Source organism: Streptomyces gardneri, from assembly GCF_006539185.1.
Classification (GTDB): Bacteria; Actinomycetota; Actinomycetes; order Streptomycetales; family Streptomycetaceae; genus Streptomyces; species Streptomyces gardneri.
The window spans coordinates 67,404-79,416 of sequence record NZ_BJMN01000021.1; the positions used below are offsets into that span (position 1 = coordinate 67,404).

Annotated in this window: 9 protein-coding genes; 7 read left to right on the top strand and 2 right to left on the bottom strand. The window is 73.0% G+C overall.

The annotated features are described in order from the left end of the window. Positions 1-49: 49 nt before the first annotated feature. From SGA01_RS16930 to SGA01_RS16945, 4 genes are all read left to right on the top strand, one after another. The gene (locus tag SGA01_RS16930; RefSeq protein ID WP_055644349.1) at positions 50-1,024 is read left to right on the top strand and encodes an ABC transporter substrate-binding protein; all 975 of its coding nucleotides are present in this window, start codon (positions 50-52) and stop codon (positions 1,022-1,024) included. 50 nt (positions 1,025-1,074) lie between these two features. Then, positions 1,075-1,863 carry a DUF1684 domain-containing protein gene (locus SGA01_RS16935; protein WP_141297331.1) on the top strand — a complete coding sequence of 263 codons (789 nt, stop codon included), beginning with the start codon at positions 1,075-1,077 and terminating at the stop codon, positions 1,861-1,863. A gap of 208 nt (positions 1,864-2,071) precedes the next feature. Beyond that, positions 2,072-2,938, top strand: coding sequence for a S1 family peptidase (locus SGA01_RS16940; protein WP_255325207.1), 867 nt, complete (start codon positions 2,072-2,074; stop codon positions 2,936-2,938). Between the two features lie 148 nt (positions 2,939-3,086). Further along, positions 3,087-3,980 carry a S1 family peptidase gene (locus SGA01_RS16945; protein ID WP_141297332.1) on the top strand — a complete coding sequence of 298 codons (894 nt, stop codon included), beginning with the start codon at positions 3,087-3,089 and terminating at the stop codon, positions 3,978-3,980. A gap of 117 nt (positions 3,981-4,097) precedes the next feature. Here SGA01_RS16945 and SGA01_RS16950 read toward each other — a convergent pair whose 3' ends face one another. Both SGA01_RS16950 and SGA01_RS16955 read right to left on the bottom strand, forming a co-directional pair. Further along, the gene (locus SGA01_RS16950) at positions 4,098-5,033 is read right to left on the bottom strand and encodes a GNAT family N-acetyltransferase (protein ID WP_141297333.1); all 936 of its coding nucleotides are present in this window, start codon (positions 5,031-5,033) and stop codon (positions 4,098-4,100) included. Between the two features lie 117 nt (positions 5,034-5,150). Continuing rightward, complete coding sequence (locus SGA01_RS16955; protein WP_141297334.1) at positions 5,151-6,200, bottom strand: ABC-2 transporter permease; 1,050 nt, start codon at positions 6,198-6,200, stop codon at positions 5,151-5,153. Between the two features lie 182 nt (positions 6,201-6,382). Between SGA01_RS16955 and SGA01_RS16960 the strand changes: the two genes are divergently transcribed. The 3 genes from SGA01_RS16960 to SGA01_RS16970 all read left to right on the top strand — a co-directional run bounded on the left by SGA01_RS16960 (position 6,383) and on the right by SGA01_RS16970 (position 11,961). Then, positions 6,383-9,931 (top strand): DNA polymerase III subunit alpha, encoded by a 3,549-nt coding sequence (locus SGA01_RS16960; RefSeq protein ID WP_141297335.1) that lies wholly within the window; start codon positions 6,383-6,385, stop codon positions 9,929-9,931. After that, complete coding sequence (locus SGA01_RS16965; protein ID WP_141297336.1) at positions 9,928-10,887, top strand: DNA polymerase Y family protein; 960 nt, start codon at positions 9,928-9,930, stop codon at positions 10,885-10,887. The genes SGA01_RS16960 and SGA01_RS16965 overlap by 4 nt, the downstream gene beginning before the upstream one ends. A 180-nt stretch (positions 10,888-11,067) precedes the next feature. Beyond that, a complete protein-coding gene (locus SGA01_RS16970; RefSeq protein WP_141297337.1) occupies positions 11,068-11,961 on the top strand; it encodes an esterase/lipase family protein in 894 nt (297 codons plus the stop codon). Positions 11,962-12,013: the final 52 nt, after the last annotated feature.

Sequence of the window (12,013 nt, forward strand, 5' to 3'; positions counted from 1 at the left end):
CCCTCGCTGTCTTGCTCTCTCCCACACTCACACGCACAGGAGCACCGTCATGAAGTCCCGCCGCACCGTCCTCGCCGCCCTCGCCTCGCTCACCGCCCTCGGACTCCTCACCGCCTGCGGCTCGGGGGAGGCCGCCACCGGCGAGATCAAGCCCGAGGGCCAGAAGGGGAACGGCATCAACGTGGGCCCCGACCAGAAGCGCGTCCACACCGCCAAGGTCGAGGCCATCGCCGCGCAGGTGCCCGAGGCCGTCCGCAAGAGAGGCACGCTCGTCATCGGCGTCTCCGCGAACAGCAGCCCGCCGCTCGCCTTCCGCGCCACCGACGACAAGACACTGATCGGCACCGAGCTCGACCTCGCGATCCTGGTGGCCGACACCCTCGGCCTGAAGCCCCAGTTCGAGCCGGTCTCCTGGGAGAACCTCTTCGTCGGCCTCGACAGCGGCAAGTACGACGCCGTCTTCTCCAACGTCACCGTGACCGAGGAGCGCAAGGACAAGTACGACTTCGCGACCTACCGTCTCGACGACCTCGCCTTCGAGGCGAAGAAGGGCTCCGGCTGGACGGTGAAGGGCCCCGAGGACGTGGCGGGGAAGAAGATCGCCGTGGGCTCCGGCACGAACCAGGAGAAGATCCTCGTCGACTGGTCCGCGCAGAACGAGAAGGCGGGCCGCAAGGGCGTCGAGATCTCGTACTTCCAGAACACCAGCGACTACTACCTGGCCCTCCAGTCCGGCCGGATCGACGGCTACCTCGGCCCCAACCCCGTCGTCGCCTACCACGTGGCCTCGGCCGGGCAGACCGAGGTCGCCGGGAAGTTCTCCGGCGCGGGCGCCGGGCTCCAGGGCAAGATCGCGGCCACCACGAAGAAGGGCAGCGGCCTCGTCGCCGCCTACGCGGCCGCGATCGACCACATCGTCGGGAACGGCACCTACGCCCAGGTGCTGAAGCGCTGGGGTCTTGGCAGCGAGGCCGTGGAGAAGTCGGAGATCAACCCGCCCGGCCTGCCCCGCACCAAGAACTGACCCACGGCGCGCCACGGGCTTCGCGAGCCCGTATGGAAAGGTGGAACACCATGAGTACGGATCCCCAGCACGACTGGCAGCACTGGCACGAGCAGCGTGAGGCGACGGTCTCCTCCTCGTACGGCCCGCTCTCCCTCACGGGCACGCACTGGCTCGAGGATCACCCGGAGGGTCGAATTCCGGCCGTTCCCGGCGAGTGGCGGGAGGACGGCGACGAGGTGGTCCTGACGGCGGACGCCGAGGACGCGATCACCGTCGACGGGAAGCCCTTCACCGGCACCGTGCGGCTCACCGCCGACCACCCGCCGATCCACGAGTCCCGGGTCGAGTCGGCCGGCCGACGGCTCGTGGTCCTGCGGCGCGAGGGGCTCTGGGCCGTACGGGACTTCGACCCCGGATCGGAGGCGCGGCGCGCCTTCGCGGGCATCGAGGCCACCCCGTACGACGAGCGCTGGGTGGTGCCCGGCGTCTTCCGTCCGTACGAGGAGACGCGCAGCGTGCGGGTCGAGAACGCCGACGGGCGGGAGCGCGGTCTCGGGCTCGCCGGGGAGCTGGCCTTCGACCTGCACGGCGGCGAGCACACCCTCCAGGTGGCCGTCGAGGACGACGGCTCGCTGTGGGCTGTCTTCGCGGACGCCACCAGCGGCCGGGACAGCTACCGCTTCCGGTTCCTGCGGCCCGAGGCCCCGGCGGCGGACGGCTCGGTGACGGTGGACTTCAACCGGGCGCTGCTGCCGCCGTGCGCCTTCGCCGACCACTTCATCTGCCCGTTCCCGCCGCCGGGCAACACGCTCGACACCGCGGTACCGGCGGGGGAGCGCCGGGTGAACCCCGCCTGACCTCTTCTGACCAGGGCTTTTCGCGCGGTGCGCGGATGACGGACGCCTCCGGCCGCGACGGCCGGGGGCGTCCGCCCGTTCCGCGGTCTTGTGCGTCCGCTCCGTGGGCGTCACCATCGCTCACGGTGCATGTCAGGAACACGTCACCTGATGGCGCCTCACGGGCCCGCCATCCACGGGCCCCTCCGCTTTTCCCAGAAGGAGAATTGTGAGGAGCACAGTGAGGAACACCCGCACCCGTCTGCTCGCCCTCGTCGCAGGAATCGCGGCCGTGACGGCCGTCGGGCTCCCCGGCGCCCAGGCCGCCCCCGTCCCCGGCCCGGCCGGAGCCGCCCAGCTCGCCCGCGCCGACGCCGCCGTCGACGCCGCCGGGGTCGGCGGCACCGCCTGGTACGTGGACAGAGCGTCGGGCCGGGTCGTCGTCACCGCCGACTCCACCGTCACCGACGCGGGGATCGCGAAGATCCGCGCGGCGGCCGGCGCCGACGCCGGAGCCCTCCGCGTCCAGCGCACCTCCGGCGTCTTCACGCCCCTGCTCGGCGCGGGCGACGCCATCTACGGCAGCGGCTACCGCTGCTCGCTCGGCTTCAACGTGCGCAGCGGCAGCACGTACTACTTCCTCACCGCCGGCCACTGCGGCAACGTCGTGAACACCTGGTACACCAGCTCGGCACAGTCCACCCTGATCGGCGCCACCGTCGGCTCCAGCTTCCCCGGCAACGACTACGCGCTGGTCCGCTACGACAACGCCTCGCTCGGCCACACCGGTGGCTTCACCGCCGCCGACGCGTATGTGGGCGAGTCGGTCAAGCGCTCCGGCTCCACCACGGGCACCCGCAGCGGCACCGTCACGGGCCTCGACGCCACCGTCCGCTACTCCGGCGGCGGCACCGTCCGCGGCATGATCCAGACCAACGTCTGCGCCGAGCCCGGCGACTCCGGCGGCGCGCTCTACGACGGCACCAAGGCGCTCGGCATCACCTCCGGCGGCAGCGGCAACTGCTCCACCGGCGGGACGACCTTCTACCAGCCCGTGCCGGAGGCCCTCGCCAAGTACAAGGTCGCCCTCTACTGAGCCCGTTGAGGACCCGTACGGCCGAAAGGCGCCCTTGCGGCGTGAAGTCGTGCAGTCCGAAACTCCCCCACAGCGCAGGCCCTTGGCCGCGCCTCACGGGCCCGGCACCCCACGGCGGGCCCCCGATTCCCCTCTGGAGGAACGAGAAGTGAGGACCACGCGCACCACCCCCACGAGAACCGTCCGGATGCTCGCCGTCGCAGCCGGTCTCGCCGCCGTCGCGGCGCTCGCCGTCCCCACCGCGAGCGCCGACACCGCGCAGACCTTCGGCGCCGAACGGCTCTCGGCGGCGAGCGACGCCGTGCTCGCCGCCGACGTGGCCGGCACCGCCTGGCACGTCGACAGCGCCACCGGCGCGGTCGTCGTCACCGCCGACTCCACGGTCTCCGCCGCCGAGATAGCGAAGATCAAGCGGCAGGCCGGGGCCAACGCCGGCGCGATCCGGGTCGAGCGGACCCCCGGCACCTTCACCAAGCTGATCTCCGGCGGCGACGCGACCTACGCCGACGCCGGCTGGCGCTGCTCCCTGGGCTTCAACGTCCGGGACAGCGCGGGCACCTACTACTTCCTCACCGCCGGTCACTGCACCGACGGCGCGGGCACCTGGTACTCCAACTCCTCGCGGTCGACCGTCCTCGGCTCCACCGCCGGGTCGAGCTTCCCGACCAACGACTACGGCATCGTCCGCTACACCAACAGCTCGGTCACCAAGTCCGGCACCGTCGGCAGCGTGGACATCACCAGCGCCGCCAACGCGACGGTCGGCATGTCGGTCACCCGCCGGGGCTCCACGACCGGCACCCACAGCGGCTCGGTGACCGGCCTCAACGCCACCGTGAACTACGGCGGCGGGGACATCGTCTACGGCATGATCCGCACGAACGTCTGCGCCGAGCCGGGCGACTCCGGCGGCCCGCTCTACTCCGGCAGCCGGGCGATCGGCCTCACCTCGGGCGGCAGCGGCAACTGCTCCTCGGGCGGGACGACGTTCTTCCAGCCGGTGACGGAGGCGCTGAGCGCGTACGGGGTCAGCGTCTTCTAGCAGGCAGGCGAGCCCCGGGCGTACTGCGGCGAGTAGCCCGCCGCGGTACGACAGTGCCGCGCCGTCCGCCCCGCGCGAGGAAGCGCGGGGCGGCGGTGCGTCGCCCCGCGGTCCACGTCAGAGGGCGCGGGCGAACTCCAGCCGGTCGGCGAAGTTCACGTACCCCGCGCGCTCGAAGGCCTTGGCCATCGCCACGTTCGCGGCATCGCAGTCCCCGCGGATCTCGGTGGCCCCGGCGGCGGCCAGGACGCGCGTGCCCCGGATCACGACCGAGGTGGCGTACCCCTTGCCCCGGTGGGCGGGGGCGACGCCGACGAATCCGATGACCGGAACGCTGGGGTTCTCGGCGGGCAGGCTGATCACGGCGACGGTGCCGTCCGCGTCGTAACCGAGCTCCCACCACGTGGGCTCGTGCTTCAGCTCGGCCGTCTCCTCGAAGAGCAGCTCGGCCGCGCGTCGCGCGCCGTGCTCCTGTACGTCGGCCGCGAGACGGGCGTCCGCGGTGTCCGCGAGCAGCTCGGCGAGGACCGCGACGAAGGGCTCGGGGCCGAGTTCGGCGAGCGAGCGGAAGGTCAGCCGGGGGTCGTCGGCGGGCAGTGCGCCGGTGGGGACCTGGAGGCTGAACCGGCGTCCGTCGCGGATCGCCGCGAAGCCGGACGCCCGCAGCAGCTCGCCCCGGCGCTCCGGGTTCCGCTGGAACTGCGGGGCCTGGGCGGGGGAGTCGACGACGTGCTCCAGCTCCTTCGCGCCCAGCTCCCCGGCCTTGGCCGCCGCCGCGTCGAGCAGCGCGGCCGCGGTCTCCGGCGCGTCCTCCGGCGCCTCGAACAGCACCAGCGCGAGCGGGACCTCGTGCCCCGGTATGGTCCACAGCACCACGCTGCCGGTGAGGCGGCCGTCGCCGTCCTCGGCGACCAGGCACCACTCGGGCCGGGTGCACGCGCTGTCGAGGAGCTGGGTGAGGTACGCGCGGGTGGCGGCGTTGCGCTCGGGGTCGCCGGGGTGCTCGATCAGAGCGGGGAGTTCGTCGGGACGGGCGGGGCGAACAAAAGTCACGGAGAGCCTTGTCGGTTCGAGGGACGGTCGATGGTGCCCCGCGAACGTAGCGGTCAACGAGCCGGTGAGCCAGGGGTTTTGTTTTCGGCGGGTCGCCAGTGGGTCGTCAGCGGGTGGTCAGCGGGTCGGCCCGCCGCTCGCGGTGTCGAGTTCCCCGGAGATCGGCTCCGCCTCCGGCTTGCGCTTCAGTGAGGACATCACCAGGGTGACGACGGCGCCGACGACCGCCCAGGCCGAGAGGACCAGCATCGAGGCGGTCATGTCGTTGCCCTTGAAGTACGCGATGGAGCGCGCCGCCCAGGTGCCGGCGCCCGGCGGCAGCCACGGGCCGATCGCCTTCCAGAACGGGGGCAGCATCGGCAGCGGGAAGGCGCCGCCCGCGCTCGGGTTGCCCGCGACCACGATGAGGAGGATCGCCAGGCCGATGCCGACGATCCCGAAGACCGACTGCAGGGCGAGCGTGGCGGCGCCGACGGCGAAGACGACCAGGGTGCCCAGGCCCCACAGGGCCGCGATGCTGCCGGGCAGGGCGCCCAGGATCGGGCCGACGATGATCGCGCCGCCGAGCCCGCCGAGGGCCGCGTAGAGCGCGAGGACGCCGAGCCGGATGATCGCCCGCTCCCGGTTGGCGGGCCGTGAACCGGCGCTGATCGCCAGGATCGCGGCGCAGATGTAGCCGCCGACGCACCAGCCGACGACGAGGTAGAAGGCGGAGAGCCCGTCGAAGTCCTCCGGCGACGCGGGGGCCACGTCGACGGTCCGGACGGTGCGCTGCTGGGTCGCCTCCAGCTTGGTGAAGATCGACTCCAGGGCGGAGGAGAGCACGGTGCCGCCGCCGGAGGCGACGAGCAGGGTGTCGGTGCGGCCGGTGGGGTCGACGACGAGGGCCCCGTCGATGTCCCGGTTCAGGATCTGCTTCCGCGCCTCGGCCTCGTCGGTGACGGTCCGGGGGTCGATCGGCCCGCCGGGGAGCTTCTCCAGCTGCCCGACGAGCTGGGCGGAGACCCGTGGGGGTGCGACGACGCCGAAGGGCACGTCCGTCGGCTTCGGGTGGTGCAGGGCCCCGACGTACGAGGTGATGAACAGGAGCTGGAGGGCGAAGACGCCGACGACGAGCAGGGCGGCTCGGGGGGTGACGGCGCTTTTCAGTTCATCGACGAGACTCATGCCCCCCAGGCTCCGGGGCGCAGGGTGTTTCCGCAGGTAGGAGGGGTCCGAATGGCTGACATGGGTGGGGGAGGGGTGTCCCGCGTTCGGGTTATCGTACGCACGTTCGAAATGCGTTAGGGTGGGAACGAGGGGGTGGGAACGTACGTACGAATTCGATGCGGGAGTGCGGGAGGTGCGCCATGCCGGGATTCACGCACCTGCACACCGCGTCGGGCTACTCCCTGCACTACGGGGCCTCGCACCCCGAACGGCTGGCCGCCCGCGCGGCCGAGCGGGGCATGGACGCGCTCGCCCTGACCGACCGCGACACCCTCTCCGGCGCGGTCCGCTTCGCGAAGGCGTGCGCAAAGGAAGGCGTCCGCCCCCTGTTCGGCGTGGACCTCGCCCATGAGGCGCCGGAGCCCGCGCACGACACGGGGCAGGGCTCCGCCCGCCGGGTGCCCGTGCGCGGCGGCGCCTTCGTCGACGAGTCCGCGCCCCGCGCCCTCTTCCTCGCCCGCTCCCGCGCCGGCTGGGCCTCCCTCTGCGCCATGATCACCGCCGCCCACGCCGGAGGCGGCACGGGTGGCGGCGGTACGGGCGCGGGAGGCACAGGCGGGCAGCCCCTGCTGCCCTGGGCCGCCGGGTACGACGAGGGGCTGATCGTGCTCCTCGGCCCCGCGTCCGACGTCGGCCGCGCCCTCGCCGCGGGCCGCCCCGACCGGGCCGCCCGGCTGCTCGCCCCCTGGCGCGAGCGGTACGGCGACGCACTGCGCCTGGAGGCCGTCCACCACGGCCGCACCGGCACGGGCCCCGGCTCCCTGCGGCTCGCCGCCCGTACCGTCGGCTTCGCCGCCGAGCAGGGCGTCCCGCCCGTCCTCGCCAACGCCGTCCGCTATGCCGACCCCGGCCTGGGGCCCGTCGCCGACGTCCTCGACTCCGCCCGCCGCCTCGTCCCCGTCGACCCCCGCAAGGAGCTCGACAGCGGAGAGGCCTGGCTCAAGGGCGCCGAAGGGCCCGACGGCATGCTGGCCGCCGCCGAGCTGATCGTCGAGGCGGCCGGCTTCCGCCGGGACGCCGCCCACCGGCTGCTCGACCGGACGGCGGCGGTCGCCGCCGACTGCCTGGTCGACCCCGAGGACGACCTCGGCATCGGCTCCGCGCACTTCCCGGAGCCGTACCTCGTCGGCGCCGAACACCGCACGGCCCAGCGTGTCCTCGCCTCCCGGGCCGCCGCCGGCATGGTGCTCAAGGGGTACGAGAAGCGCCGCGCCTACTGGGACCGGATGCACCGCGAGCTGGACGTCATCGCCCACCACGGCTTCGCCACCTACTTCCTGACGGTCGCCCAGGTCGTCGACGACGTCCGGGGCATGGGGATCCGGGTCGCCGCCCGCGGCTCCGGCGCCGGCTCCCTCGTCAACCACCTCCTCGGCATCGCCCACGCCGACCCGGTCGAGCACGGCCTGCTCATGGAGCGCTTCCTGTCCAAGCGCCGCACCGTCCTGCCCGACATCGACGTCGACGTCGAGTCCGCCCGCCGCCTGGAGGTCTACCGGGCGATCATCGGCCGCTTCGGCACCGAGCGGGTCGCCACCGTCTCCATGCCCGAGACCTACCGGGTCCGCCACGCGGTACGGGACGTCGGCGCGGCCCTCTCCCTCGACCCGGCCGAGATCGACCGGATCGCCAAGGCCTTCCCGCACATCCGCGCCCGGGACGCGCTCGCCGCCCTCGACGAACTGCCCGAGCTGCGCGAACTCGCGGGCGAGCGCGATAAGTTCGGCCGGCTCTGGGAGCTGGTCGAGGCGCTCGACGCACTGCCGCGCGGCATCGCCATGCATCCCTGCGGGGTGCTGCTCTCGGACGCCTCGCTGCTCACCCGCACCCCTGTGGTGCCGACGAGCGGCGAGGGGTTCCCCATGTCGCAGTTCGACAAGGAGGACGTGGAGGACCTCGGGCTGCTCAAGCTCGACGTCCTCGGCGTGCGCATGCAGTCCGCGATGGCCCATGCCGTCGCCGAGGTCGAGCGCGCCACCGGCGCCCGCCCGGACATCGACGCGATCCCGGAGGCGGACCCCGAGACGTACCGGCTCATCCGCTCCACCGAGACCCTCGGCTGCTTCCAGATCGAGTCCCCGGGCCAGCGCGACCTCGTCGGCCGGCTCCAGCCCGCGTCCTTCCACGACCTCGTCGTCGACATCTCGCTCTTCCGCCCCGGGCCGGTCGCCGCCGACATGGTCCGCCCCTTCATCGAGGCCCGGCACGGCCGCGCCCCCGTCCGCTACCCGCACCCCGACCTGGAGGGGCCGCTGAAGGAGACGTACGGCGTGGTCGTCTTCCACGAGCAGATCATCGAGATCGTCCGGATCATGACCGGCTGCCGCCGCGACGAGGCCGACCAGGTGCGGCGCGGGCTCTCGGACCCCGGATCGCAGGGCCGGATCAAGGCCTGGTTCGCCCGGGAGGCCTCGGCGCGCGGATACGAGGACGAGGTCGTCGCCCGTACCTGGGAGATCGTGGAGGCCTTCGGCTCGTACGGCTTCTGCAAGGCGCACGCGGTGGCCTTCGCCGTGCCGACGTACCAGTCGGCCTGGCTCAAGGCGCACCACCCGGCGGCCTTCTACGCGGGGCTGCTCACCCACGACCCCGGCATGTACCCCAAGCGGCTGCTGCTCGCGGACGCGCGGCGGCGCGGGGTGCCGGTGCTGCCGCTGGACGTGAACCGCTCGGCGGTCGCCCACCGTATCGAACTGGTGTCCGATACTCCGGCGGTGTGGGGCCTTCGGCTCGGCCTCGCCGACGTCCACGGCATCGGCGAGACCGAGAGCGCCCGCATCGAGGCCGGACAGCCCTACGCCTCCCTGCTCGACTTCTGGGAGCGGGCCCGCCCGCGCACCCCCGTCGCCGAACGGCTCGCCCAGGTCGGCGCGTTGGACGCCTTCGGCGCCAACCGCCGCGACCTGCTGCTCCATCTGACCGAACTCCGGCGCATCCACCGGGGAGCCGCCTCCCACGGCGCTCAACTCCCGCTCGCCCAGGGCGGGAAGACCGCCCCCGTCGGCCTCCCCGACCTCGACGACACGGAACGCCTCAGCGCCGAGCTCGGCATCCTCGGCATGGACACCTCCCGCCACCTCATGGACGACCACCACGCCTTCCTCCGGGAACTCGGAGTCGTCTCCGCCCAGCGGCTGCGCGACACCCCCCACGGCCGGACCGTCCTGGTCGCGGGCGCCAAAGCCGCCACCCAGACCCCGCCCATCCGCTCCGGGAAACGGGTCATCTTCAGCACGCTCGACGACGGAACGGGCCTGGTCGACCTCGCCTTCTTCGACGACGCCCATGAGCGCTGCGCCCACACCGTCTTCCACTCCTGGCTGCTCCTCGTCCGGGGCGTCGTGCAGCGGCGCGGACCGCGCAGCCTCAGCGTGGTCGGCTCGGCCGCCTGGAACCTCGCCGAACTGGTCGAACTGCGGGCGTCCGGCGGCCTGGAGGCGGTGGGGGCGCGGCTCGCCGAGCCGGGACCGACCGGAGGGGCCGGCGGCGACGGCGGCAATGGCGGGAACGGCGGCAATGGCGGGAACGGCGCGAACGACGACTTCGCGCCCGCCGGCGACTCCGGCCGCCGCATCACGATGTCCACCGGCTACGAGATGAACCCCTGGGCCGACCTCCGGCCGGCCGGGGAGGGCGTCGCCGCACCGGCGCGGAAGCTCTGGCACAGCAGCCCGGGGAGCGCGGGATGATCCTCTGTATACGCTTCCGCCTCGAACCGATGTGGGAGGCTCTGCTTCCGCAACTGGTCGAGCTCCTCGGCGAGTTCACCCCGACCGTCGAGACCGCCCCGCCCGCCGAGGTGCTCGCCGACGTGCGCGGCGCGCTGCGCTACTTCGGCTGGAGCCCCGCCGAACTCGCCTCGGTGATCCGGGTCAGAGCGCTCGCCCTGTACGGCGTCGACTGCGTCATCGGCGCCGGCCCCAACCCCATGCTGGCCCGGACGGCGGCCCGCGAGGCCCGGCCCGGCGTCACCCTCGTCGCCGAGGACCCGGCCGCCTTCCTGCGCGACCGGCCGGTCGTCACGCTCGACGGCGTCGGCCGCGCCACCGCCCGTACCCTCTGCGGCTACGGACTCGACTCCGTCGGCCGGGTCGCCGACGCGCCGCTCGGTGTGCTCCAGCGGCTCGTCGGCGCGAAGACCGGCCGCGAGCTGTGGGAACGGGCGCGGGGCATCGACCGCACCCCCGTCGTCCCGAACGCGGTCTCCCGGTCGATGGCGGCCGAGCGCTCCTTCCCGCACGACGAGATCGACCGTACGGAACACCGCAGGGCCCTCCTCTCGCTCGCCACCGAGCTCGGCGCACGGCTCCGCGCGGAGCGGCAGGTGTGCCGCTCGCTCGCGGTCACCGTGCGGTACGCCGACCGCAGCACCACGACCCGGAGCCGTACCCTGCCCGAACCGACCGCCCACTCGGCGGCGCTCACCGCCCTCGCGTACGCCGTCCACGACTCCTTCGGCCTCCAGCGGGCCCGGGTGCGGGGGATCGCGCTGCGCGCCGAGGGCCTGACGGCCGCCGAAGGGGCCGCCCACCAGCTGTCCCTGGACCCGACGGACGAGAAGACCCGCAGGATCGAGGCGGTGGCGGACCGGGCGCGGGCGAAGTTCGGGCCGCGGGCGGTACTGCCGGGCTCGCTGGTGGCCTGATCATCCTTCCGTACGCGCTTCTTGACGACACCTCACTTTTTACCGACGCGTAACTTCCCAGCCGAGGCTACCGATGCGTAGCTTGGCTGAAGCGCATCCCCACCGCGCATCCCCACTTGTGGTCCGGGCCGCAGGGCACAGCACCCCCACCATCCCCTTGAGCCGCAAGGAGATCGCCCGATGCTGCCCCGGAAATCCCGCACGTCGAAGCCCTGGAAGCACGCCGTCAGAGCGCTGTCCGTCCTGCTGCTGACCGCCGCCGCCACGCTCGCCCCCACCGCCACCGCCTCGGCCCAGACGGAGACCGCCGCCTCCAGTCGTGGCTGGAACGACTTCTCCTGCAAGCCCTCCGCCGCCCACCCGCGCCCGGTCGTCCTCGTCCATGGCACCCTCGGGAACTCCGTCGACAACTGGCTCGTCCTCGCGCCCTACCTGGTGAACCGTGGCTACTGCGTCTTCTCGCTCGACTACGGCCAGCTGCCGAACGTGCCGTTCTTCCACGGGCTCGGCCCCATCGCGAAGTCGGCCGAGCAGCTCGACACGTACGTCGACCGGGTCCTGGCCGCGACCGGAGCCCCCGAGGTGGACCTCGTCGGACACTCGCAGGGCGGCATGATGCCCCGCTGGTACCTCAAGTTCCTCGGCGGGGCCGAGAAGGTGAACGCGCTCGTCGGGATCGCCCCCGACAACCACGGCACCACCCTCCTCGGCCTCACCAAGCTCCTGCCGTACTTCCCCGGCGCCGAGGACCTGATCAAGGCCAACACCCCGGGCCTCGCCGACCAGATCGCCGGCTCGCCGTTCATCACCCAGCTCAACGAGGGCGGCGACACCGTGCCCGGCGTCCGCTACCACGTCATCGCGACCCGCTACGACGAGGTGGTCACCCCGTACCGCTCGCAGTTCCTGTCCGGCCCGAACGTCACCAACGTCCTCATCCAGGACAAGTGCGCGCTCGACCTGTCGGAGCACGTGGCGATCGGCACGGTGGACCGGGTCACCTTCCACGAGGTGGCCAACGCCCTCGACCCGGCCCGCGCGACCCCGACCACCTGCCTCTCGGTGATCGGCTAGCGCCGGTCCCGTCATTGGGCCGACAAATGACGCTCGTCGGGTGTGGTTGACG

Excerpts from the sequence above, each read along its gene's own strand:
- SGA01_RS16930 (WP_055644349.1), top strand. The coding sequence starts at position 50 with ATGAAGTCCCGCCGCACCGTCCTCGCCGCCCTCGCCTCGCTCACCGCC.
- SGA01_RS16935 (WP_141297331.1), top strand. The coding sequence starts at position 1,075 with ATGAGTACGGATCCCCAGCACGACTGGCAGCACTGGCACGAGCAGCGT.
- SGA01_RS16955 (WP_141297334.1), bottom strand. The coding sequence starts at position 6,200 with ATGAGTCTCGTCGATGAACTGAAAAGCGCCGTCACCCCCCGAGCCGCC.
- SGA01_RS16960 (WP_141297335.1), top strand. The coding sequence starts at position 6,383 with ATGCCGGGATTCACGCACCTGCACACCGCGTCGGGCTACTCCCTGCAC.
- SGA01_RS16965 (WP_141297336.1), top strand. The coding sequence starts at position 9,928 with ATGATCCTCTGTATACGCTTCCGCCTCGAACCGATGTGGGAGGCTCTG.
- SGA01_RS16970 (WP_141297337.1), top strand. The coding sequence starts at position 11,068 with ATGCTGCCCCGGAAATCCCGCACGTCGAAGCCCTGGAAGCACGCCGTC.